We start from the raw sequence: 24,232 nt of genomic DNA on the forward strand, positions 1-24,232 counted from the left end.
TAGCCTGCGTCGCCATCGATTTTATTGTTAGTTGTTATTGGTTATCTACTTGCGAATAAAGCCTTGAAGCTCAGTATAGATGGTCACGGCAATTCTTCACTATTGCCGTGTCAACCTTTGCGACTGGTCATAAACCCTGCGCGCCGCGGCGTAGCCAATCATGAACAAACGCCAGCTTACGGCGGGCCGTCTCTGAGAGCACAAAGGGGTAAAGATCCGGCAACCCCATTGAGCGGTTAACGTGGTTGACCCCGACGGTCAGCGCTGCAGCCACGTATATTAAACGCTCGGCATCTGGCTCTGCGTACGGATCCCACTGTGGACCAGGCAGCTCCGGCGAAGTGAGATCTGATGCCGCAAAGCTGTCGGCAATATCGGTTAAATGCAGCAGATGTGCGGCAGTCTCGGCCCAATCTTCATGGGGGTGAGCTGAAGCGTAGGTGGTTAAATAGCGCTCTTTCCAATCAGGCGGCGGCCCATCTTGGTAGTGATGCTGAAGCGCGGCCTGGTAATCCTGACGCTCATCGCCAAACATCTCTCGAAAGGCATTTATAAAATCCTCACGTAAGCTAAGCCGCCACCACAGCATGTGCGAAATTTCGTGGCGCATATGGCCAATCATCGTACGGTAAGGCTCTTCTAACGCTTCACGACGCGTCGTAACCAGCACGGGGTCTACCTCGGCTACGCTGATGGTCACTACACCCTCAATGTGTCCCATCGGCACAGGCGTAGGGCCTTCGGCAAGTAGATGGAAAACCGGCGGCGCACCTGGGTCTTCCGGACGAAACCAGTGCCAACGGCCCAGGTTATCCAGAACCCAGCGTTTAGCCGCTTCCGTTTGTGCCCAGTTAGGAATAGCGTTGGGAAGACTAGGGTCTGGCGCCAGTGCTGTCATAGCACAAGCGCGGCAAAAAGCCCCCTCTTTAGGGGCAATCCAGTTACAGCCAATAACGTCGCGATTGATGCAAAAAGGGGGCATTGGCACAAAAGCCCGGGCCTGTGGATCGTAGGCAACGGGGGTGCCGTCTGCGGTTGCGAGATTATCGAACCATAGAGAGCCGGAACCGACGGGATTTGAAAAGACGCGCATACGGTAAAGCTCCTGAAAGCGAGGAAAAGAGAACCTCAACCAACCGACTGAGCGTTCTCTTTTCCAAAAATCCTATTAAAAATAGTGTGCAGCGCCCTTTATTTCATTTCAAAACCGCGCTTGATTAAAAAATCGCGCATGTGAGGGCGCAGCTTGTTATCAAATAAAGGCTTGAGGTTGCGGGACCAGTCAGTGTCTTTATTACTGCTGCTACGAGCCTGATAGTACGCCTGCATAGTCGTATCAAAGGCTTCTACCTGCTCACAGTCTTCAGTGTAGTAGTCTTCTTTAAGAACCGCCTCCACGGGTAAGCGCGGCTTCACCTCAGGCTCTTGCTCCGGATAGCCAAGGCACATACCAAACACCGGGTACACATGCTTGGGAAGGCGTAGCAGGTCGCTAACTTCCTGGGGATTATTACGAATACCGCCGATATAGCAGATCCCCAACCCTTCGGATTCAGCCGCCACTGCCACATTTTGCGCCATCAGCGCCGTATCCACTGTTGCTACCAACAGTTGCTCGGTCATTCCCCGCACAACGTTGGCACCGGTGCGCTCTGAAGCCTCCGTGGGGCGCTTCATATCAGCACAGAAAACTAGAAAGTCGGCACAGGTGGCAATATAACCTTGTCCACCGGCCAGCTCTGCTATCTGCTCACGGTTCGCCTGGTCTTTTACATGAATAACCGTATACGCCTGAACATGGCTGGAGGTCGCAGCCCCCTGCCCGGCTTGGATAAGTTCCCGCAGCAACTCTTTCGGGATCGGCCGGTCGCTAAATTTACGGATCGAACGGTGGGATTTCAGCAACTTAATAACGTCGTTCATGGAACCTCGCTTATTTGGATAACACTTATCTAAAATAGCTAACTAACAGGGTAACAGATTTGTACAATATAATAGGGGTGTCTGATAGGCTTAAAACTGCCTACAGCAAATGTATAATCGCGCCGCGCAAGCCGTGATGATCTATCCATAGTTTGCCTAGCGTAATAGGCAGATTGAATCGGCGCTTTCCCGCCGCGCCTGGGTTGAAGAGCAGCTTTCCCTCCATGTGTTCATTGCGGGGCTTATGGGAGTGGCCATGCAGAACCGCCGCACAGGGAGTCTTTGGGTCGAAATCCTCTAAGCGGTGAACCAGGTGCAGGTGTTTTTCGTTCACAAGGATGTCTTGATGCACCGGCAGGCTCTCCGTCCACGCCGCCGTATCGATATTGCCTTGAACGCAATGCACCGGCGCTAGTGCTTCCAAACGCTGCAAAATCGTTTTATCCGCTTCTTTACTGCCTACATCTCCCAAGTGCAGAATGAGTTCGCACCCATCCAGCAGATAGAGTGCCTCATCGCGCAGCAACCCGTGGGTGTCGGCAATTACCCCAACGGGAGAATTAACCCTATAGCAGGGCATCGCTAGGCCCATTAACGCCTCCTTCAAACGAATAAAGAGTGTCCATTCTAGTTTTTTTGCTAGAACGCTATCAAAAGTTGCGTCTCAAGGCCGATAGCTAAGTTATCAAAGAGGTCGCGATGGAGATGCATCTATTAGATTTTCATTGTCTATCTAATAAGTTAGGCATCAGCAAGCTATACTGATAAGGCTATATGCTGATAATTGAAACTTGATGGAATAATAACGACGCCAGGAAGCCGATATGACCAATACCCCCCAGAATGCACCCGGGCAAGAGTGGAATGCCAGCGACTACGCCCAGAATGCTAATTTTGTACCTAAGCTAGGCAGCGAAGTGGTCAAGCTGTTAGCGCCTCAACCCGGCGAACGTATTTTGGATCTTGGCTGCGGCGACGGCTCTTTGACAGAGCGCCTTATGCAACTGGGCGCTAACGTTCTAGGTGTAGATGCTTCAGAAGAGATGGTAAATGCCGCCCGACAACGGGGCATTACCGCCCGCGTAGTTGATGGACACCAACTGCCTTTCGACCATGAGTTTGATGCGGTATTTAGCAACGCGGCGCTGCACTGGATGCTAGACCCCCAGGCAGTACTAGCGGGCGTTAAGCGTGCATTGAAGCCAGGAGGGCGTTTTGTAGCCGAGTTCGGTGGTCATGGCAATGTCGCCGCTATTTGTACCGCACTGATTGCCGCCCTACAGTTTCGGGGCATTAGCGCCCGCGGTCGGCATCCGTGGTACTTCCCGACGCCCCATGAATATGGCCACCTGCTGGAAACCGTCGGCTTCAAAGTAGAAAGCATTGAGTTGATCCCACGCCCTACTCCGCTGCCAACCGGCATGATTGGATGGCTTGAGACGTTTGCCAGTCCGTTTCTACATGGGCTTGACGAGGATGTGCGCGATGCCGTGCTTGAGAACACCTTGACGCTGCTCGGCCACAGCCTTCGTGATGAGCAAGGAAACTGGACAGCAGATTATGTGCGCCTGCGCGTTTCCGCCCGTACATAAGCGGTAAAAGCCAGGCGTAAAAAAGCCGCCGACGATAAGTGCGCTTATCATCGCCGGCTTTTAGTTGATTAAAACTTAGAATTCATCCCACTCATCGACAGCCTCTTTTTTACTTTGCGTCGCCTGCTGGCGTGGCGCTGGCTCAACATGGCCGCCGACTTGGTGCTGAGCCTGTTGCTGCTGAGTAGCCCCCTTATGCGTCAGCGCAGCAGCACTGGCAGCGCTCTCATCAATGCGGAAGGTAGCCATCAAGTCGGCCAGCTCACGGGCCTGCCCCTCTAACGAGCTCGCGGCCGTGCTGGTCTGCTGCACTAGTGAAGCATTTTGCTGAGTGACCGAGTCCATTTCGGTAAGGGCAGCATTAATCTGCTCAATGCCACTATTTTGCTCCCGCGTCGCGGTCGAAATTTCACCCATCAGAGTAGTGACTTGGCGAATCGCATCCACGGTCTGATGAATCGTCTGCCCACTGCGCTCCGCTTGTTCAGCACCACCGTTAATTTTCGTGGTGGTCTGCTCGATCAGGCTACGAATTTCCTTGGCTGAATCAGCACTTCGCGTCGCTAACAAGCGAACCTCGCTGGCCACCACGGCAAAGCCACGGCCCTGCTCACCCGCGCGGGCAGCTTCAACCGATGCATTGAGTGCTAATATATTGGTTTGGAAGGCAATAGAATCAATCACGCCGATAATATCGTTTACTTGGCTCGCACTGGCCGCAATCTCACGCATAAGTTGCACCGTGCGCTCCACCTCTTCACCACCTGACTCCGCCGACTGCGACGCTGTAACCGAAAGCTGATCAGCCTCTTGGGCCGTTTCAGCGTTTTTACTTACCGTCGCCGACATTTCCTCCATGCTGGAGGCGGTTTGCTGAAGCGCGGAGGCCTGCTGCTCAGTTCGTGACGAGAGATCCTGACTTCCCGCGGAGATATCACCCGCTCCGCTGAAAACTCGCTCGCTACTGCCTCTCAACGCCAGCACCAGTTGTTTTAACTTCTCCTGCATAGCCGAAAGCCCACTGAACAACTGGCCAATTTCGTTGCGCCCACGATCCTCAATCTGGCCTGTCAGATCACCCTCGGCAATCCGTGCAAAATGTTCACTGGCACGTCGAAGGGGCCTGACAACGCTACGCATCATTGCCCACCGAATCACCACCACTGCCACGAGTGAAATCACTAAAAGGGTAATAGCAATGGCACCAATAATAGTCGCCAAGCGATTGATTTGTTGAAGGACACTAGCGCCACGCTCCTCGGTATAAGCGATAAAACCACTCATGGCCAGATCCAATTCGGCGCTTAACGCCCCCAATTCTTCTTGTCTGCGCTGAATTTGAAAAGGCGCGGCTTCTAGTAGAGGAGAAATACCTTCTGTCACAAAAGCATCGTAAGCGCTGATAATTACATCACGGTGGGGAGCCAGCGAGCCGTCGGGATCGATTGGCACAGCACGAAACTCATTAAAACGCTCCTCGGCCTCAGCTACCGCCTCTGTGGCCATAACAAGGCTTTCCTGCCCTTTGTCTGGGTTACCTTGGGTACTGAAACTTGCCGAGCGGTCTAAAAAAGTTTGCGCTCTAAGTGCGTGCACCTGTGTACGGTTGGCTAAGTTAACGAGCCGTACGTTGGTGGCAGCCAGTTCTTCAAGCGCCTGCGAGCTATTATGATTGGAATAAAACCCGAGGCCACTGATCAAGCCTATCATAAGCACCAGCAGGGCTAACGCAGCAGTCAGACTCCATTTAATAGAGAGGTGCTTCATTCTGTTAATTCCTTAATATTTTTAATTTATTCAATGAGATATCGGCCAAGCTAAAACAAAATGAAGCGCCACAGCGCAAACTTAGACGTTGGTCTAATATGGAGAATGATAAATGAATGCCAACAGCCTTTAGGGCACCATGGCAGCGCTTTGCCTGCTGGCCGCCTGCGCCACGTCTACCTGGAGCCAAGCCCCCGCCGTGCACTCTAAGCGAGGAGCCTCGACTACCCCCTGTAAGCGTGCCCGTGATAGCAGCGTGGCCTTAGTATTGGCTTTAAGCGTACCGACCATGTACCCATCAATATCGACACAACTCCCCTCAATGTATGACGCCACGTGGCCAGAAGCAGTCACAGACACAGGATGATTGGGCGCAATGAGCGTCCCCTCCAAACGCCCCTTAATGAGCACAGGCTCATCGGCGATCACCTTGCCTAAAATATGGGTGGCTGACCCAATCCGGCTGCCACCAGACACGCCCTGGATGGTGGGAGACGTCGCAGCGGAGGCTTCTTCAGGTGGCGACATTGCTTCAAAGGGGAGTTCTAAGATGGGAACGGTATCCACTGCAGGCGCTTGGTGTGGTCTCCCTGCTGCGTTTAAAGAGCGCTGTTTTAGCTTACGGCGCTTGCCATCCCATACGATCAGCGTCATTACTCCAACGCCCAGCACAATAAACCATACTTGAATGCCCATACCGCTTCCTGCCGCTTTAGATGTGGTTACCCCAGCTAACGTTATACTCCCTCCACTTTATTGCGGCGGCGTGAATAAGCCCACTCACTTGGCTTAACTCCAGGCTTTGAGACAGTAACAAGCCGATTAAGGTATTTAATGCTCACGACCACTCACCTCAAAGGCGCTCTGGCGTCATTTACTTGGAGTCACCAATGTTTAAAGCCAAGAATACTCCCCCTGAAACTAAGGCCGCGACGCTAATACCACCTGACACACGCTCATCGGCAACGCCAGGCACTCCGGCTAGCAGTGCGCGCCCAAGCCTCTCCGTAATCGGGGGTCACACGCAAGTAGAGGGAGACATTAATAGCGATGAAGATTTGACGGTAGAGGGACGCGTAAGCGGCATTATCACCTGCAAACAGCACACCGTTACCCTGGGTGCCAATGGCTATATCAACGGCGATGTATTTGCTCACACACTGCATATATCAGGTGAGGTAACCGGCAACTTGGTAGCACACCACCGCGCAACGATTCATAAGGGCGCCCAGGTCTCAGGCACTATTGTTGCCCCTTGCCTGGTACTGGAAGATGGCAGCGTTTTCCATGGCAGTATCGATATGGATCCTGACAACGAAGTACTGAAAAACGCCTTTGCCGATGCCAGCGGCAGCATGACTAAAACCTCGCCCAAAGCAACCGTCGAGAAGCGCTCAACCACGAGTGCGAACGTCGCAGAGCACGACACCACAGAAGCAAAAGCTAACGATTAAGGCGCTGCCAATAGCATCAACGGCGCTGAGCGCACACAGGGCAAGCGGGATCGCGGGGTACTTGAAAGTGCCGCCATTGGCCGCTTAAGCCATCAAAGGTAGAGAGCCCCTGATGGGCAGAACCTGCGCCACTAAGCAGCTTAAAGGCTTCAACCGCCTGAAAGCAGCCGATCAGTCCCACCAGTGGCGCCATGACGCCACTTTCTGAGCAGCTTAGCGCTTCATCGCCACTTTCGTCGGGCGGATAGAGACAGGCGTAGCAGGGACACTCGGTATTGCGGGGGTCAAAAATTGCCAGCTGGCCTGAAAAGCGAATGGCCGCACCCGATACCAGCGGCACACCTGCGTTTTGGGACGCCGCATTCACGGCATAGCGGCTTGAGAAACGATCGGTACAGTCCAGCACCACATCCGCCGAAGCGATTAAGCGTTCAAGCGGTTCGCCCTCGACATGTTGGTCTAACGCAACAGCGTGGCAGTGGGGATTGAGCGCTTGCATGCTGGCCTGAGCAGAGTGCGCCTTATTTAAACCAATACTGGCGTGCTGGTGGGCAATTTGACGTTGAAGATTGGAAAGTTCCACATGGTCGGCATCGGCGATAGTGATGCGCCCTACCCCAGCAGCAGCTAAATAGAGCGCTGCCGGAGAGCCCAAACCGCCAGCCCCAATAATCACTGCATGGGCAGATTGGAGGCGCTCCTGGCCCTCGATATCCACCTCGGGCAGCATAATCTGGCGGCTATAGCGCAGCAGCGCCTGGTCATCCATCATCGGCTTACTTATCCTCAAATTCCTCAAAGGCAGGAATGTGTAAATTGAAGCTCTCTTTTACCTCTTCCATTACCACGTAGCTTTTCGATTCTTTCACGCCAGGCAGCGTTAACACCACATCGCCCAATAGTTGACGGTAAGCCGCCATTTCGGGAATGCGGCACTTCAAGATGTAGTCGAACTGTCCCGAGACAAGGTGGCACTCCTGAATCTGCGGTAGCTTCTCGACGGCACGGCGAAACTCATCAAATACCGCTGGCGATTGCGTTTCTAAGCTAATCTCGACAAAAACTAATAAATTGGCTTTTAAAGCCCGCGGATCAAGAATGGCTTGGTAACCACGAATAATACCCGCTTTCTCCAAACGCTTAACACGCTCTAGGCAAGGGGTTGTGGATAAGCCCACTTCCGAGGCTAAATCGACGTAAGAAATACGTGCATTTTCCTGCAAGCTGCGCAGGATTTTAAGGTCGATACGGTCCAGCGTTCTATTTTTTGGTTTCATGGCAGGATCCAATACTGATGAATCAGGCAGTTATTAAAGGTGGCCTAGGGTAACCCGTTCATGCCCTCCCAGGTCACGAACACTTTCAACGTTTTGATAGCCTGCGCTCCCAAGCGCCTCGCGCACCATTTCGGCCTGTTGATAGCCATGCTCAAGCAGCAACCAACCTGAAGCCGCTAGATAGCGCTGCGCGGAGTTTACCAAATGCAGCAAATCCGCCATGCCACAGGCGTCAGCGACAAGCGCTGAGCGTGGTTCAAAACGCACATCTCCTTCGGCTAAATGAGGATCATCACCAGCGATATAGGGAGGATTACTGACGATAATATCGAATTGGTTACCCGCTACCGTATAGGCGTCCAAGGCGGCAAACCAATCGCTCTGTAAGAACGTAGCGTTAGCGAGCCCCAACGCCTGCGCATTACGAGTTGCCAACGACACCGCCTCAACGCGTAGGTCCACGCCCAGTACTTGCCAGTGGGGCTGCTCGCTGGCAAATGCCAGGGCGATGGCCCCAGTGCCCGTGCCAAGATCGAGCAGACGGCCTGAGGTCAGCGCCGCTCGGCTAAGCGCAAGCTCAACCAGGGTTTCAGTATCGGGCCGGGGAATTAATGTATCAGGTGAGGTGGCTAAGCGCAGCCCCCAAAATTCGCGCTCGCCGGTAAGGTAGGCAACCGGCGTGCCCTGGACACGCGCAGCGATTAGCGCATCGAAACGGGCCTGCTCCCATAAGGGGCATATTTTATCTCCCCAGGTGTAGAGCCATGTGCGATCACGCCCGAGCACGTGGCATAACAGCACTTCAGCGTCGATACGCGGCGAGCTGGAACCCGCCGCCTGCAAGCGTTGGGCAGCCTGTTTCAACAGCGCATCAAGGGTCATTAGACGTCCTGAAGGGCTGAAAGCTGCTCTGCTTGATACTCGTGAATCAGCGGGCTAATCACGTCATCCAACTGCTCGCCGCTGACCACTTCATTGAGCTTATAAAGCGTCAAATTAATGCGGTGGTCGGTAATCCGCCCTTGGGGGAAATTATAGGTGCGGATGCGTTCACTGCGATCCCCCGAACCCACTAGCGAACGGCGTGCATCCGCTTGCGTCTGACGCTGGCTATCGACGGCGTTACGCTTCAACTTCGCGGCCAGTAGCGACATCGCCTTGGCGCGGTTTTTATGCTGGCTGCGCTCTTCCTGACACTCCACCACCACGCCGGTGGGCAGGTGAGTAATGCGGATCGCAGAGTCCGTGGTGTTAACGTGCTGACCACCGGCACCGCTGGAGCGATAAGTGTCCACACGCAGATCCGAAGGGTTGATATCGATATCGCCCACGTCATCGACTTCAGGCATCACTGCGACGGTGCAAGCAGAGGTGTGAATGCGGCCCTGGGATTCGGTCGCGGGGACGCGCTGTACCCGGTGGGCGCCGGATTCAAACTTTAGCTGGGCGTAAACACCATCGCCTTTGACACGGGAAATGATCTCTTTGTAGCCACCCTGCTCGCCGTGACTGGCGCTCACCACCTCGACCCGCCAACCACGTTTTTCGGCGTAGCGTGAGTACATGCGAAACAGGTCACCGGCAAAAATAGCCGCCTCGTCGCCGCCGGTACCGGCGCGCACTTCCAGAAACACCCCACGGCCGTCATCGGGATCTTTAGGCACCAGCAGGCGCTTCAGCTCGAGATCCAGCTCGGCTAACCGTTCCCGCCCTTCGCTTAACTCCATCTCTGCCAGCTCGCGCATGTCAGCGTCGCTATCGCGGCTAAGCTGCTCGGCTTCGTGCATATTGGTTTCAATATCACGATAGCGCTGCCAGGCCGCCACCAGCTCTTCTAACTCGGCATATTCACGTGAGTAGTCGCGAAAGCGCTGCTGGTTATTGATCACGTCGGGATCCGACAGCAGCATCGCCAGCTCTTCAAAGCGTTCGGTAAAGCTGTCTAAGCGTTGGCGCAGAGTCTCTTTCATGCGGGCGTATCATCCTTCTGGCGGTTAACCGTGGGCGCAGGCGTGGTCTCGAATGCGGGTTTTGCGGGCAACAGCAGGCGCGGGGCGGCATTCAGCAAGTCGTGGTGCTCCTCAGAGGCCGCATCGCGTATGGCCTGGGTGGGCTGGTGGAGCAAACGGTTAGTCAACTGATGGGCCAAGCGCTCAATGACCTTAGCGGGATCCTCACCCCGTGCCAGCCGCTCCAGCGCCTGGTCACGGGAAAGATCGCGCAGCGCTTCGCCATGCTGGCGGTAGTCGCGAATCAACTCGCCGCCGTTACGAATACGTCGCTCATGCTGCCAACTACCCACTCCGTGTTCAATCAACGACTCGGCTTGATCAGCGGCAACCTGGCGGTGACGACGATTTTCCTGGATTACCTCTTCCAAGTCGTCCACGGTGTAGAGGAACACATCCGCTAGCTCGCCCACTTCAGGCTCAATATCCCGAGGCACCGCGATATCGACCATAAATACCGGGCGATGGCGGCGTTTTTTGAGCGCGCGCTCGACCATACCTTTGCCAAGTATGGGTAGCGGGGAGGCAGTGGAAGAGATCACAATATCGGCATGTTCGAGCGCGTCAGGAATCTCTTGCAGGGTAATCGCCGTTCCCCCTAAGGGGCCTGCCACCAGTTCAGCACGTTCACGGGTGCGGTTGGCGACGGTAAGCTGGCGAACGCCCGCTTCATGCAAATGGCGCGCAACTAATTCGATGGTTTCACCGGCGCCTATTAGCAACGCCCGTGAACGGCTAAAATCATCAAAAATGCGGCTGGCCATGCTGACGGCGGCGTAAGCCACTGAAACGGGATTTTTACCGATGCCGGTTTCGGTGCGCACCTGTTTGGCCACTGCGAAGGTGTGCTGGAACAAGCGCTCAAGCTCGCCGCCCAAGCCCTTGGATTGGCGCGCCTGCTGATAGGCGTCCTTCAACTGGCCCAGAATCTGCGGCTCGCCCAGCACCATAGAATCCAGGCCAACCGCTACGCGCATTAAATGGCGCGCCGCATCGTTGTCTAAATAGTGATAGGCACAGCGAGTTAGCTCATCGACGTGTAAGTTATGAAAACGTCCGAGCCAATTGAGTACCGCCTGCTCGCCAGCCGCATCCGTGACACAGTAAAGCTCCGTGCGGTTGCAGGTAGAGAGCACCGCCGCTTCACTGATTTGTGGCAGGTTACGCAATTCAGCCAACGCGGTTTCAAGCTGCGTCGGCGTAAAAGCCACCTGCTCACGCACGGCCACGCTGGCGGTACGATGATTTATTCCCAGGGCAAGAAGCGTCATGCGTTATGCGTCTTCGCTAGTGTGTCGGACTTTTTGTCAGCCGCCGTTATGATAAGCGGCTGCACCGTCAATTAGGGCTTGCTAAAACAAGTCTTAAGCGTGGTTCGAGCGCTGCCTACAAAAACCTGTCATTAATAGGCATAAAGTTTGCTGACCACTTTTTCAAGGAGGAACATTCTATCACAGCAGGCTATCATCTGGCCCACACCACTTTGCCGCAGGCAGGCAAGCCGCTATGCTGGGTATTCGGCCACTTGATAGAGAGACGCATGCGACCTCGCTTTCCATTATCGGGCCCTGTATTAATGGGCTCTACCTGTTCAGGCTTCTCATTAGTGAGCTCTATGTTACGGCATTCGATACTACTACCCGTGGCTGCCTCTGCTGCTCTGCTGCTGAGCGGCTGCCAATCTACGCCTAGCCCACAAGATGGCCCCCTCGGCACCTGGGCCGACGATCCGATGCGCAATGCGCCGCCGATCACCCGTGGCTTGGATGCCGCTGGGCTAAGCACGCTGCTCGGCGCCGAGCTTGCTGGCCAGCGTGGCGACTACCGCTACGCAAGCCAGGGCTACCTGGAAGCGGCTAAGCGCTATCGCGAGCCAGCGCTTGCCGAACGTGCCACCTTCGCAGCCCGCTTTGGCAATGAAGCCTCACTAATAGAGGCTTCCGCGCTTCGCTGGCGAGAGCTTGCCCCCCAGGCAGAAGCACCCAATCGTCTGCTAGCGGCCTTTTCGCTACAGCGCGGCGATTGGCTCGACAGCCTTGAACAGCGCATTGCTATTGTTGAAGCTGGCGGCCACGGCGATGTCACCGCCTTTGCTGAGATCGCCGTGGCCGAAGAGGCACCATTAACGCTGATCGCCCAGCAGTTGCGTGCGCATTTAGCCCGCCCTAACGCTGACCAACTGCCCCACCACAGCGACGTATTACTGGGTACGGCACTGATTGAGGCGGCTCTTGGCGATACCGCACTTGCCCAGCAACGACTTGATCAAGTCGAGCTGCTAGACCCGGAATCCGCTGCGTTATGGCTAGTAAAAGCGCGCTTAGCTCTAGAGGTTGAGGATTATCCTGCCGCTCAGCGCGCTGCCCAGCAGGGCCTTGAACTCGCACCTGACGATGTACGATTTATCCTGCTACTGGCTCAGGCAGAAATTCGCCTTAACAACATTAGCGCGGCTGAAGTGCAAACCAACGCTCTCCTAGAGAGCCATGCTGGCAATGAAGATCTGCGCTTATCGCTAGCACAACTCTATCTTGAGGAGGGGCACCCCGAACCCGCACAACGCTTGCTGCAACCGCTAATCGGCCAACCCGAGGTGCCAGATTTAGCCTATTACCTGCTCGGCGCCATCACTCAAGAGCAAGGCGATACCGATAATGCGCTGCTCTATTATCGCCAAGTCAGCGAGGGCAGTGAATTTTTGCCCGCTCGTGCGGCGGCGGCGCAGATGCTAATTGAGGAGGATCGCCTGCTGGATGCTCGGGCCTTCCTGCGCATTGAGCGTATGCGCTTCGACAATTACTTTACCGAACTGGTAATGCTCGAAGTCCAGTTGCTGGACGAAATAAATCAGCCTGCGGACGCTGACGCGCTATTAGACCGTGAAATTAGCCGCACGCCTGATGACGCATCGCTGCTTTATATGCGTGCCATGCGGCGCTGGGAAGCAGGCAACATTGCGGGCATGGAGCAGGATTTACGTCAGATACTGCGCACCGACCCAGACAATGCCGAAGCGCTCAATGCGCTGGGCTACACACTGGCCGACCTTAACTTGCCTGGGCGCTTACAAGAGGCGTTTGAGCTGATTGAGCGTGCCTACGAGGCCGACCCTGACAATCCTGCCGTGCTCGATAGCATGGGCTGGGTCTACTTCCGCCTTGGCAAACCTGAAGAAGCGCTGCCCTGGCTTGAGAGCGCCTACGCACAGCTGCCTGACCAGGAGGTCGCTGCGCATCTAGCTGAAGTACTAAAAGCGCTGGGGCGCGATGAAGAGGCACGCCAGTTGATCCAGCAAATCATGCAGCGGACGAACCAGCATCCGCTGATCGACGGGCTACTTGAGCGTTACCCTGAGCTAAGCCCCTAAATAAGCCCTGAACTAACGCCGCCAGAGGCACCCTAACCCTGCGAACCCCCTAATGCGGCGCATCAATCATGTTACTCTTGCGCCGTACTCATCTGACATGGAGCCTGTTTATGTTGACACTGACGTCCCCTTCGCCACGCTGGCCATTATCACGCCAGTCTCCGCGCCTCTGGCTTGCCGGTTTCGCGCTACTCTTGCTCGCCGGGTGCGCCTCTCAGGCGCCCATGGATGACAGCGGCCGCCAGGCAGGTCAGTGGGAACGCCAGCAGGCCGAGGTAGAGGCATTTGATACCTGGACGCTAATAGGCAAAGCGGGATTGCGCACTCCAGAAGAGAATGTCAGCGCCAACTTGGATTGGAATCAAACCCCCTACTATTTCCGCATGCTGATCAGTGGCCCCTTTGGCGGCGGGAGGAACGTGCTCGAGGGTCGCGAGGGGCGCTTCTCCCTCTCCAATAGCGACGGCCGTTTTGAGGCAGAAACCCCAGAAGCGCTTATGGAAGAGCAGTTGGGCTGGTCGCTCCCCGTCACCGCTATGCCCAACTGGGTGCGCGGCCTACCCGGCGATCCTGATAATGACAATACCGGCAGCTATCAGCTAGAAACCGACGAACTGGGCTTCCCGAGCCATATTGCCCAAGACGGCTGGGAAATCGACTACCGCGACTGGGAGAGAGTCGACGATTTATGGCTGCCACGACGCATGGTCATGCACTACGATGATGTACGTATTACGCTGGTCGTCAACCAGTGGCAAGCCAGCGAAGAGTAAGGGTAACCGTTTCAATGAACGCGCCACTAACGCTTACCGCGCCGGCTAAGCTCAACCGCATGCTGCATATAGTGGGCCGTCGTAAAGACGGCTACCACGCACTGCAAACGCTATTTCAGTTTATCGACCTATGCGACCACCTTACGCTGGCCCCCCGTGATGACGGGAAAATTCAGTTAACCACTGAGGTTAGCGGCGTTAGCCACGATGACAATTTGGTCGTACGCGCCGCACGGTTATTGCAACAGCATAGCGGCACTGCACTAGGCGCTACGCTTACGATCGATAAGCAGTTGCCAATGGGAGGCGGTTTAGGGGGTGGCAGCTCCAACGCAGCCACAGCGTTAGTGGGGCTTAACCACCTCTGGGAGCTCAACCTACCGTTAGTCGAACTAGCTCGGCTGGGGCTTCAGCTAGGGGCCGACGTGCCTGTATTCGTACATGGCCACAGCGCCTGGGCCGAAGGGGTTGGCGAGCGGCTCACCCCAGTAACGCTCGATACCCCATGGTTCGTGATTATTCACCCCGGTATTAGCGTGTCTACCCAGGTCGTCTTCCAAGACCCGCAATTGACACGTGACAGCGACCCCATTACTATGGCGCGCGCACTGCAGGGGGGAGCGCCGGAGTGGCGCAACGACTGTGAAGCCGTGGTAAAGGAACGCTATCCGCCAATCGCGGAAGCCCTGAACTGGCTTGCACAGCATGCACCTAGTCGGTTGACCGGCACGGGGGCTTGTCTGTTTGCTGCTTTTGATACACAGCAATCGGCACAAGCAATCGCGCATTTAGCGGAACAACATTGGTCGACATGGGTAGCACGCGGACTCAACACCTCTCCTCTACATGATGCTCTGGGCTATTGTTAGTAAAAGCCCGCTCTGGGCAGTTGAAAGCGCCCGGCTAACGAAGGGCCATTGTTGGGGTATCGCCAAGTGGTAAGGCACCGGTTTTTGGTATCGGCATTCCCAGGTTCGAATCCTGGTACCCCAGCCAATTTAATTTTCAGCTATGGCCTAAGTATGATCTGCGTTTTCTCCCCTGATCCCCAACACTGCAAAGGTGGCTGCGCGTGTCAAAATTGATGGTTTTCGCCGGGAATGCCAATCCCGCACTCGCTCAAAAAATTGCCGAGAGCTTAGACAGCCGTATGGGTAACGCTACGGTGGGTCAATTCAGCGACGGCGAAATCGCAGTCGAGATCAATGAGAACGTGCGCGGTAAGGATGTTTTCATCCTGCAATCCACCTGTGCACCGACGAATGACAACTTGATGGAGTTGATTCTGATGGTCGACGCCCTGCGTCGCGCCTCGGCAACTCGCATCACGGCAGTACTTCCCTACTTTGGTTATGCTCGCCAGGATCGCCGCGTGCGCTCCGCACGGGTACCAATTTCCGCCAAAGTAGTCGCGGACATGATGGTTAAAGCAGGCGTTGACCGCGTGATGACCATGGATCTACACGCCGATCAGATCCAGGGCTTCTTTGATGTCCCTGTGGACAACGTCTACGGCTCCCCCATTCTGCTGGATGATATCGAGCGTCAGAATTACAGCGACCTTGTCGTTGTTTCCCCTGACGTGGGCGGCGTTGTTCGCGCCCGTGCCATCGCCAAACAGCTGAACGCCGATCTCGCCATTATCGATAAGCGTCGCCCCCAGGCTAACCAGGCCCAGGTGATGCATATCATCGGCGAGATAGAGGGCCGCACCTGTGTCGTAGTCGACGACATGATCGACACCGCAGGCACACTGTGTAAAGCCGGTGAAGCGTTAAAAGATCACGGCGCCAAGCGCGTGGTGGCCTATGCAACACACCCGATCCTGTCCGGCCCTGCGGTCGATAATATTACCAACTCCGTACTGGATGAAGTGGTGGTGACCGACACCATCCCGCTATCTGACGTTGCTCGTCGTAGCGGCAAAATTCGCCAGTTGAGCGTTGCTGGCCTGATCGCGGAAGCGATTCGCCGGGTCAGCAACGAAGAATCTGTCAGCGCGATGTTCCACTAATCTGCTGACGATACAGCCCCCTTTTGGGGCCACGGAAACGTCGTCGTCTGGTCGCGGTCGGCGGCGTCTTCCTTACTTAAACTAAGAGGCAATTCCATGTCTGATTTTATCCTGAAAGCCAGCGTTCGTAACGACCTGGGGAAAGGTGCGAGCCGCCGCCTGCGTCGTGCGAACCAGCAAGTGCCGGCCGTTGTATACGGTGGCGAAAAAGGCGCGCAGTCCATCGCTGTTGAAAAAACCGCTTTCTACAAAGCGATTGAAGATGAGTCTTTCTTCTCTTCCGTCATCAAACTGATGATCGAAGGCAAAGAAGAGCAAGTCGTTGTTCGTGACCTGCAGCGTCACCCTTTCAAGCCGCTGCTGACTCACGCCGACTTCCTGCGCGTTGATGCGACTCACGAAATCACCATCAACGTGCCACTGCACGTGACGGGCGAAGAGAAGTGTGTCGGTATCAAAGACCAAGGCGGCGAACTGCACGTACTGGCCAACGAAATTTCGATCAGTTGCTTGCCGAAAGACCTGCCTGACTTTATCGAAGTTGACATCGCTGCCGTTGAGCTTGGCACGACACTGCACCTGTCTGACCTTACCCTACCGGCCGGCGTCACCTCAGTTGACCTGTCCCACGGCGAAGAGCATGACAATGCGGTACTTAGCATCACTAAAGTAAAAGTGCGTGCTGAAGAAGACGAAGACGGTGAAAGCGAAGGCGAAGAAGACACCAGCGCCGAGTAAGTACCCCGTTAAGCACTCTATTGGGGCCATGCCTGCATGGCCCTCGTGATGCTGACACGATGTTAGAATCAAGCGCCTCGGCGCTTGATTTTTTTTAGGCCCGTCGCTGGCACGGCGTCAACCATGTCTTATGGATAATTTTGGTCTTCTGGATATTTTATGAGGTGGGAAGATGAGCCAGGTAACAGCCATTATTGGATTAGGCAACCCCGGGGCAGAGTATGATGCCACGCGCCATAACGCCGGTTTCTGGCTAGTGGAGGCTATTGCGCAAAGCGCCCATGCAGAGCTGCGACCAGAAAAGAAATTTTTTGGCCACTACGCCAAGGTGCACCTAGGCGACCATGAGCTGCACCTCCTCAACCCCGCCACTTTTATGAACCGTAGCGGCGCCGCGGTGGCAGCCTTGTGCCAGTTCTTCAAACTCGCCCCTGAAAACCTACTGGTCGCCCACGACGAACTCGACCTCCCCCCTGGACAGGCACGCTACAAAACCGGCGGCGGGCACGGCGGCCACAACGGCCTGCGCGATATTATCAGCGCATTAGGCGGCCAGAAGCAGTTTCACCGGGTAAGGATTGGCATTGGTCACCCCGGCGAGGCGCGTCAGGTTACAAATTATGTGTTGGGACGGCCCGGCAAGGCCGAACAAGAAGTCATTGTTCGCGCCCTGGATGAGTGCATCGCCACGCTACCGCTAGCGCTTGCAGGCGACTGGGCCAAAGCCATGAATCAACTGCATAGCCTCAAGCCAGAATAGAGGTCGCCAAACGCTGGTAAGTTACGCCGGTAGCTGACGGCTAGCGCATCTCGTAGAATGGCGATTACTTTTACGCCCTACCACCTTATTCTCAGGAACATTTTATGGGTTTCAATTGCGGCATCGTCGGCCTGCCTAACGTCGGCAAGTCCACACTATTCAATGCTCTGACCAAGTCAGGCATCGATGCAGAAAACTTCCCCTTCTGCACCATTGAGCCGAACGTGGGTATCGTGCCGATGCCGGATCCGCGCCTTGACAAGCTCGCCGAAATCGTCAAGCCGCAAAAAGTACTGCCGACCACCATGGAGTTCGTCGACATTGCTGGCCTGGTCGCCGGGGCATCCAAGGGTGAGGGCTTAGGTAACAAGTTCCTGGCTAACATTCGTGAAACCCAAGCAATCGCCCATGTGGTGCGCTGCTTCGACAACGACAATGTTATCCACGTAGCCAACCAGGTCGACCCCCGCTCCGATATTGAAACAATCAATTTAGAGCTGGCGCTGGCCGACCTGGACACGGTTGAAAAAGCCAGCCAGCGCCTGGTTCGCTCGGTGAAGGGCGGCGACAAAGACGCCATTGCCACCAAGGCAATTCTTGATCGCATCCAACCCCACGTTGCGGAAGGCTTGCCGCTACGTAGCTTTGGCTTAAGCGAAGAAGAGCAGCGCCAGGTGAAGAGCTTCGGCTTTTTGACCCTGAAGCCAACTATGTACATCGCTAACGTCAATGAAGACGGTTTCGAGAACAATCCTTACCTGGATATCGTGAACGAAATCGCCGCTGAAGAAGGCGCACTGGTGGTACCTGTTTGCAACCAGCTGGAAGCAGAAATCGCCGAGCTGGATGACGAAGAGCGCTCAATGTTCTTAAGCGAGATGGGCATGGACGAACCGGGCCTTGATCGTGTCATTCGCGCGGGCTACTCACTGCTGGGTCTGCAAACCTACTTCACTGCTGGCGTTAAAGAAGTGCGCGCCTGGACCGTAAAAGAAGGCGCAACAGCCCCCGAAGCCGCTGGCGTGATTCACACCGACTTTCAGAAAGGCTTTATCCGCGCAGAAGTGGTTGCCTATGAGGACTTCGTATCGCTAGGCGGTGAGCAGGCAGCCAAAGACGCCGGTAAGTGGCGCTTGGAAGGCAAAGAGTACATCGTCAAAGATGGCGATGTGGTGCACTTCCGCTTTAATGTCTAAATAAGCGTTACCCGTTGGCTGCCCTCTTCATCAGGGCAGCCACTCGTATTTGAAGCCCCAGGTCTTGGAAGTCAGAGATATTGGGAATCATAAGCCTTAGCATCCGCCCCCCTTACTAGCCAAGCCAGCCCTCAGCAACCAATTGGCGTGCCTAGCGTTGAAGCGCTACCTTCCTGGCAGCACAAAAGCCTGCTACGGTTAATCCATGCCTTTCTTTCGCCCCCGCCTGTTAATCGCCACCTTTCCACTGCTCATGCTACTGGGCTGCGAAGGAAGCGAGTCGTCGATCACACAACTTGAACCACCCGGGCCAGGCGGAATACTAAAGGTAGCCACCCGAAATAGCGCCACCACTTACTACCTTGATCGTGATGGGACACCCTCAGGGCCGGAGCACGACTTGGTCGAGTCGTTCGCCGCCGCCAACGACTGGCAAGTTGAGTGGACGCTGCTGGAATCTACCTCGGAGGTGCTGCAAGCCCTGAAAGACGGTGAGATTCAGCTTGCCGCCGCAGGCCTTACCCACCTCCCTTCCCGGGACGAGCAATTTACCCAAGGACCCACCCACACCGATATCGTCGAGCAACTGGTTTGCCACCGGGATATGCGCCCCCTACCACGCCAAGTAGAGGAAATGGCGGGAGTCGACATCCACGTCACGGCGGATTCCAGCTACGCGGAAAAGCTCCAGAGCTTGGTCAACCAATACACTGGTATCGCCTTTGAGGAGGATCCTCGCACTACCGAAATGCTGCTCACCGAAGTGGCCGATAAGCGCATTGACTGCACCTTAGCCGATTCCAATATTGTTAGGTTAGTGCGGCGCCACTTCCCACACTTGGAAGTGGCTATGAATCTCACCAGCGGTGATCGATTAGGCTGGTATTTCGCCCCAGACCACCAGGCACTCGCCAAGCTTGCCGATCAATGGATGGACAGCAGCGACGGGCAAGAATACACCGCTAGGGTCATGCAGCATTATTATGCTTACATCGGTGATTTCGATTTCGTCGACCTACGTGCGCTCAACAAACGCATAAACGAGCGTCTGCCTAACTTTATCGATCTTTTCCTAGATGCCGAGGATGAAACCGGGATGCCCGCCGACCTGCTCGCCGCCCTGGCTTACCAGGAATCGCATTGGGATCCCCAAGCCACTTCCCCAACGGGCGTGCGAGGCATCATGATGTTAACCCAAAATACCGCCGAATCCCTCGGTGTCGATAATCGCTTAAACCCGGCCGAAGCTATCGACGGCGGCGCCCGCTATCTCGCTGATCGCCATCAACGCCTACCCGACACCCTCCCCGAGCCGGATCGTACCTACCTAGCCCTGGCAAGTTACAACATTGGTCGCGGCCACGTGCTTGACGCTCAACAGCTGGCCCGCGACCTGGGCAAGAATCCGAACTCCTGGGAAGACATGAAAGACGTGCTGCCGCTCAAGGCAGATAAGCGTTATTACCCACAGACCCGCTATGGCTATGCACGGGGCTATGAACCCGTTCACTATGTTCAGCGAATCCGCAACTATCAAGACGTAATTAGTGCAGCGCTCGTGTCGTTACCGCTAGAGGATGACTGACAGCACACTCCTCCTTGCGCAACAAATACTTGACGGACAGCATATTGCTGAGTAATATTCGCCCCCGTTGAAAGGCTACGTAGCTCAGCTGGTTAGAGCACATCACTCATAATGATGGGGTCCCCTGTTCAAATCAGGGCGTAGCCACCAAATTAATGCCAAAAGCCCGCTGATTCTGTCAGCGGGCTTTTTGTTTATGTGCAGCTAAGGAATCAGTTTAGCTTTGCACGATTTAAGAATCCCACCAATGCGCGGGTTAGGTGCTCAACATCTTTAGTGCCCGCGGTTTCCCGAATCGAATGCATCGCCCACTGAGGCACACCCACATCAATGGTGGGCACTCCCAACTCGGTGGCGGTAATCGGGCCAATCGTACTGCCGCAGCCCATATCCGCCCGGGTAACAAACGACTGCACGGGTACGTCCGACTCGCGACATACATCGCGAAACAGTGCGCCAGTGACACTATTGGTGGCGTAGCGCTGGCTCGCATTCACCTTGATCACCGGGCCACCGTTAATCGCCGGGCCGTGCCGTTCATCATGCTTATCGCGAAAATTAGGGTGTAGCGCATGGGCGTTATCGCAAGAGATCATCAACGACGATTGAATCAGTTGAATCAGCGACTCTTCGCTGCCCTTTTCACTCCCCCTGCCCCCGAGTTGGGCATTAATGCGCCTCAACACATCTGCCAAGAAAGGACCTTGGGCACCACAGGCGCTCGCACTGCCGACTTCCTCATGGTCATTAGCCACCAACAAAGCGCCTTGGCTGCCATCGCAAGCCAAGAGCGCTTCTAAACCAATGAAGCAGGAGAGCAGGTTATCCAATCGGGCGCTGGCCACCAGCTCTTGCTTAACGCCGATCAGCGATGGCGGCTGAACATCGTAAAAGCCTAATTCAAAGTCAACTACTTCCACAGCACGCAGACCGTGCTGCTCTTCTAGCCACTGCGCCACTAGTTCGCCTAGCGTCGTTGCCTCGCTTTGCATCAACACCGGCGCCATCTGCGTCTGCGGGTTAATCGGACGGCCACTGTTCACGTCACGATCAAGGTGAATCGCCAGGCTCGGCACAATGGCAATTGCCCGATCGACATTAAGCAATACGCTTTCCAAGCGACCATCCGCATGGCGCACATATACCCGCCCAGCCAGCCCCAGGTCACGGTCAAACCACGGTGCCAGCAAGACACCACCGTAAACCTGCACTCCCAACTGAAGCCAGCCTGCAGAGCTCTGCGTGGCGTTAGGCTTTAGATGCAGCCCCGGGCTATCAGTGTGAGCACCGATCATACGCAACGCTGTCAATTCAGACTCAGGCAACTGAAAAGCAATAATAGCCGAGTCATTACGGGTGACGTAGTAGCGCTTGCCCGGCGTTAGCTGCCAACTGGCCTTCTCTTCCAGCCGCTGAAAACCGGCTTGCTCCAATCGCGCAGCCATATTGCCTGCAGCGTGCCACGGGGTCGGTGATTGGCGCAGAAAATCGCATAACCGCGTTAAACGATCAGCGTTGAAAGTCTCGGACATGGAAATCCTCATAACAGTAATGATTGAGTCTCATCGCGCAGGCGACCTGCTACAATAGTCCCTCGACCTACGCAACTCATGGGTCATATGCGAGTCTAGGGAAGAATGAGTGTACACAAATCCGGGAGAGCTTGACTGATGAGCTTGTTTGCAACGCTTTCGCGTTCGGTCGCCCTGGCTGTCATGCTGGTTGTTACCAGCCCAGCCGCCTTGGCGCAACTTGAGCCGACCGACGAACAACGCCAGGCGGCAGTGGAAATTGCGGACTCGCTCCGCTACGGCCATTATGCTGATATTACATTTGATGAAGCGTGGTCGCAGGATGCTTTCCAACGCTATTTGGATATTCTGGACGGCCAGCGCGCCTACTTGCTGCGCAGTGATATCGAGCCCTATCGTCACTTAGAGACGGGCATGGCAGACGCTCTCTTCAATGGCGAGTTAGATGATGCGTTTGATCTCTATAACACTTTTAGTGATCGGCAGCGGTCGCGCCTTGAGTCGCTACTGGCAAAGCTGGACGAAGGCCTTAATTTCAATTTTGAGAGCAACGAGCGTCTAGAAATTGATCGTGAAGAGTCGCCCTGGGCATCCAGGCAAAGCGAGCTAGACGAGCTATGGCGCAAGCGGCTTAAAAACGACGCTTTAACACTCGCTCTTACCGACCAGGACAGTGAACAGATTGAAGACAACCTGCGCCAGCGCTACGAAGGTCAACTGACCCGGCTGGAGCAAACCGAATCTGAAGACGTGTTTGGCGTATTAATGGCAGCCGTTACCAGCAGTATTGACCCACACACGGGCTACCTATCCCCTCGCCAGGGCGAATCCTTCGATATACAGATGAGCCTCTCCCTTGAGGGCATTGGCGCTCTACTTCAGTCGGACGGAGAATATGTCAAAGTCTCCAGTCTTGTGCCCGGCGGCCCAGCGGAGCGCGCTGGCGTACTTGAGCCAGCGGATCGCATCATCGCCGTAGGCCAGGAAGAGGGTGAGATGGTCAATGTGGTCGGCATGCGCCTGGACAACGTGGTGGATCTGATTCGCGGCCCCAAAGGTTCCGTCGTTCGTTTGGACGTGGTACCTGCCCAAGCGGTGGATATGACCCGCTCGCAAACCGTTGAGATTACCCGCGACACCGTTAGCCTTGAAGACCAAGCCGCCCACGGCGAAGTGATTGAAGTCGAGCGTGACGGAGAACCTCACCGCTTAGGGGTGATTAACATCCCAACGTTCTACGTCGATTTTGACGCTTGGCAAGCAGGTGAAGAGGAGTATCGCAGTACTACTCGCGATGTTGCCAAAGAAGTCGAACGTCTTAAAGACGAGGGCGTGGAAGGTATCGTGCTTGACCTGCGCAACAACGGCGGCGGCGCGCTACAGGAAGCCAACTCGCTTATTGGCCTGTTTATCGATCGCGGCCCCACCGTACAAGTGCGCGATGCCCAGGGGCGTATTCAACTGTATGGCGACAGCGAAGCAGGTACACTTTATGACGGCCCGCTAGGGGTGCTGGTCAATCGCCTCTCTGCCTCTGCCTCGGAAATCTTTGCCGGTGCGATTCAAGACTACGGTCGCGGCTTAGTACTGGGCACGCCAACGTTTGGCAAGGGCACCGTGCAGACGCTCAACGAGCTTAGCCATGGTCAGATCAAACTGACTCGCGCCAAGTTCTACCGCATTTCCGGCGACAGCACTCAAAATCGCGGCGTTGAGCCGGATATCGACTTTCCCAGCCTGATTGATCCCGAGCGTATTGGAGAAAGCAGTTTGGATAACGCCTTGGCCTGGGACACCGTTCAGAACGTCCAGTATCGCCGCTATGGCGAACCTGAAACCATGCTGGACAAGCTGATAGCCCAGCACGACGCACGCGCTCAGGACAACGCCAACTTTCGCTATTTAGAGCGCCAGTCCACGCTGGCCCGCCAGTTACGCGAGCAGCACACCAGCGTGAGCTTAAATCGCGAGCAGCGTCAGCGTGAAATGGAAGCCCAGGAAGCCGAACAGCTTTCGCTGGAAAACCAACGCCGCCGTGCACTGGGCCTTGAAGAACTGGACGAGTGGATGGATGCCCGCACGGACGAACCAGATAACACCGAAGAGGCGGATAGCACAGAGGATGACGCAACGGCCGTTGACCGCGCTTATGTGCTCGAATCAGCTGAAATCCTGCTCGACTATGCTCACTTGCAAGACTCTCAGCGGCTAGCCGCCAAGCGCTAAATACGCTGAGTTAAAGTAA

Annotated in this window: 22 protein-coding genes and 2 tRNA genes; 13 read left to right on the top strand and 11 right to left on the bottom strand. The window is 55.4% G+C overall.

What is annotated here, in order from left to right; translation table 11 throughout:
* Positions 1-127: 127 nt before the first annotated feature.
* The 3 genes from KF947_RS04290 to KF947_RS04300 all read right to left on the bottom strand — a co-directional run bounded on the left by KF947_RS04290 (position 128) and on the right by KF947_RS04300 (position 2,515).
* On the bottom strand, positions 128-1,093 hold the full coding sequence (locus KF947_RS04290; RefSeq protein ID WP_227405545.1) for a putative zinc-binding metallopeptidase: 966 nt from the start codon (positions 1,091-1,093) through the stop codon (positions 128-130).
* Positions 1,094-1,191: 98 nt separating this feature from the next.
* Positions 1,192-1,923 carry an oxygen-insensitive NADPH nitroreductase gene (nfsA, locus tag KF947_RS04295; RefSeq protein ID WP_227405546.1) on the bottom strand — a complete coding sequence of 244 codons (732 nt, stop codon included), beginning with the start codon at positions 1,921-1,923 and terminating at the stop codon, positions 1,192-1,194.
* A 100-nt stretch (positions 1,924-2,023) separates the two neighbouring features.
* Positions 2,024-2,515 carry a metallophosphoesterase family protein gene (locus tag KF947_RS04300; protein WP_227405547.1) on the bottom strand — a complete coding sequence of 164 codons (492 nt, stop codon included), beginning with the start codon at positions 2,513-2,515 and terminating at the stop codon, positions 2,024-2,026.
* A 232-nt stretch (positions 2,516-2,747) separates the two neighbouring features.
* Between KF947_RS04300 and KF947_RS04305 the strand changes: the two genes are divergently transcribed.
* Complete coding sequence (locus KF947_RS04305; RefSeq protein ID WP_227405548.1) at positions 2,748-3,515, top strand: class I SAM-dependent methyltransferase; 768 nt, start codon at positions 2,748-2,750, stop codon at positions 3,513-3,515.
* 75 nt (positions 3,516-3,590) lie between these two features.
* On the opposite strand, the gene KF947_RS04310 is transcribed toward KF947_RS04305, so the two are convergent.
* On the bottom strand, positions 3,591-5,282 hold the full coding sequence (locus KF947_RS04310) for a methyl-accepting chemotaxis protein (protein WP_227405549.1): 1,692 nt from the start codon (positions 5,280-5,282) through the stop codon (positions 3,591-3,593).
* A 129-nt stretch (positions 5,283-5,411) separates the two neighbouring features.
* Positions 5,412-5,978 carry a bactofilin family protein gene (locus KF947_RS04315; RefSeq protein ID WP_133730097.1) on the bottom strand — a complete coding sequence of 189 codons (567 nt, stop codon included), beginning with the start codon at positions 5,976-5,978 and terminating at the stop codon, positions 5,412-5,414.
* A gap of 194 nt (positions 5,979-6,172) precedes the next feature.
* Between KF947_RS04315 and KF947_RS04320 the strand changes: the two genes are divergently transcribed.
* Positions 6,173-6,736, top strand: a complete 564-nt coding sequence (locus KF947_RS04320) for a bactofilin family protein (protein ID WP_227405550.1) — start codon at positions 6,173-6,175, stop codon at positions 6,734-6,736.
* Positions 6,737-6,752: 16 nt separating this feature from the next.
* On the opposite strand, the gene KF947_RS04325 is transcribed toward KF947_RS04320, so the two are convergent.
* The 5 genes from KF947_RS04325 to hemA are packed head-to-tail and all read right to left on the bottom strand — an operon-like array spanning position 6,753 to position 11,293.
* Positions 6,753-7,508, bottom strand: a complete 756-nt coding sequence (locus KF947_RS04325; RefSeq protein ID WP_227405551.1) for a HesA/MoeB/ThiF family protein — start codon at positions 7,506-7,508, stop codon at positions 6,753-6,755.
* A gap of 4 nt (positions 7,509-7,512) precedes the next feature.
* Entirely contained in the window at positions 7,513-8,013 is a 501-nt protein-coding gene (locus KF947_RS04330; protein WP_133730094.1) for an Lrp/AsnC ligand binding domain-containing protein, read from the bottom strand.
* A 33-nt stretch (positions 8,014-8,046) separates the two neighbouring features.
* The gene (gene prmC, locus KF947_RS04335) at positions 8,047-8,895 is read right to left on the bottom strand and encodes a peptide chain release factor N(5)-glutamine methyltransferase (RefSeq protein WP_227405552.1); all 849 of its coding nucleotides are present in this window, start codon (positions 8,893-8,895) and stop codon (positions 8,047-8,049) included.
* Positions 8,895-9,983 carry a peptide chain release factor 1 gene (gene prfA, locus KF947_RS04340; protein ID WP_133730092.1) on the bottom strand — a complete coding sequence of 363 codons (1,089 nt, stop codon included), beginning with the start codon at positions 9,981-9,983 and terminating at the stop codon, positions 8,895-8,897. The genes prmC and prfA overlap by 1 nt, the downstream gene beginning before the upstream one ends.
* Positions 9,980-11,293, bottom strand: a complete 1,314-nt coding sequence (gene hemA / locus KF947_RS04345; RefSeq protein ID WP_133730091.1) for a glutamyl-tRNA reductase — start codon at positions 11,291-11,293, stop codon at positions 9,980-9,982. The genes prfA and hemA overlap by 4 nt, the downstream gene beginning before the upstream one ends.
* A 344-nt stretch (positions 11,294-11,637) precedes the next feature.
* On the opposite strand from hemA, the gene KF947_RS04350 reads away from it, so the two are divergent.
* The 10 genes from KF947_RS04350 (at position 11,638) to KF947_RS04395 (ending at position 20,605) form a co-directional block, all read left to right on the top strand.
* Positions 11,638-13,389, top strand: a complete 1,752-nt coding sequence (locus tag KF947_RS04350) for a tetratricopeptide repeat protein (protein WP_227405553.1) — start codon at positions 11,638-11,640, stop codon at positions 13,387-13,389.
* Positions 13,390-13,499: 110 nt separating this feature from the next.
* On the top strand, positions 13,500-14,162 hold the full coding sequence (gene lolB, locus KF947_RS04355) for a lipoprotein insertase outer membrane protein LolB (protein WP_133730089.1): 663 nt from the start codon (positions 13,500-13,502) through the stop codon (positions 14,160-14,162).
* Positions 14,163-14,176: 14 nt separating this feature from the next.
* Positions 14,177-15,031 (top strand): 4-(cytidine 5'-diphospho)-2-C-methyl-D-erythritol kinase, encoded by an 855-nt coding sequence (gene ispE, locus KF947_RS04360; RefSeq protein ID WP_133730088.1) that lies wholly within the window; start codon positions 14,177-14,179, stop codon positions 15,029-15,031.
* 52 nt (positions 15,032-15,083) lie between these two features.
* Positions 15,084-15,158: transfer RNA gene (locus KF947_RS04365), tRNA-Gln, on the top strand.
* A gap of 76 nt (positions 15,159-15,234) precedes the next feature.
* Positions 15,235-16,176, top strand: coding sequence for a ribose-phosphate pyrophosphokinase (locus KF947_RS04370; RefSeq protein WP_009287569.1), 942 nt, complete (start codon positions 15,235-15,237; stop codon positions 16,174-16,176).
* Between the two features lie 96 nt (positions 16,177-16,272).
* Entirely contained in the window at positions 16,273-16,914 is a 642-nt protein-coding gene (locus KF947_RS04375; protein WP_133730087.1) for a 50S ribosomal protein L25/general stress protein Ctc, read from the top strand.
* Between the two features lie 172 nt (positions 16,915-17,086).
* Positions 17,087-17,674 (top strand): aminoacyl-tRNA hydrolase, encoded by a 588-nt coding sequence (gene pth / locus KF947_RS04380; protein ID WP_227405554.1) that lies wholly within the window; start codon positions 17,087-17,089, stop codon positions 17,672-17,674.
* 104 nt (positions 17,675-17,778) lie between these two features.
* Positions 17,779-18,870, top strand: coding sequence for a redox-regulated ATPase YchF (gene ychF / locus KF947_RS04385; RefSeq protein WP_133730085.1), 1,092 nt, complete (start codon positions 17,779-17,781; stop codon positions 18,868-18,870).
* A gap of 205 nt (positions 18,871-19,075) precedes the next feature.
* Positions 19,076-20,455 carry a membrane-bound lytic murein transglycosylase MltF gene (gene mltF / locus KF947_RS04390; protein ID WP_133730084.1) on the top strand — a complete coding sequence of 460 codons (1,380 nt, stop codon included), beginning with the start codon at positions 19,076-19,078 and terminating at the stop codon, positions 20,453-20,455.
* Positions 20,456-20,528: 73 nt separating this feature from the next.
* Positions 20,529-20,605 (top strand) — tRNA-Met (locus tag KF947_RS04395).
* A gap of 62 nt (positions 20,606-20,667) precedes the next feature.
* On the opposite strand, the gene KF947_RS04400 is transcribed toward KF947_RS04395, so the two are convergent.
* The gene (locus KF947_RS04400) at positions 20,668-21,987 is read right to left on the bottom strand and encodes a M18 family aminopeptidase (protein WP_133730083.1); all 1,320 of its coding nucleotides are present in this window, start codon (positions 21,985-21,987) and stop codon (positions 20,668-20,670) included.
* Positions 21,988-22,125: 138 nt separating this feature from the next.
* Between KF947_RS04400 and KF947_RS04405 the strand changes: the two genes are divergently transcribed.
* The gene (locus KF947_RS04405) at positions 22,126-24,213 is read left to right on the top strand and encodes a carboxy terminal-processing peptidase (protein ID WP_227405555.1); all 2,088 of its coding nucleotides are present in this window, start codon (positions 22,126-22,128) and stop codon (positions 24,211-24,213) included.
* Positions 24,214-24,232: the final 19 nt, after the last annotated feature.

Origin of the sequence: Halomonas sp. FeN2 (genome assembly GCF_020595105.1) — a bacterium.
Lineage (GTDB): Bacteria > Pseudomonadota > Gammaproteobacteria > Pseudomonadales > Halomonadaceae > Vreelandella > Vreelandella neptunia.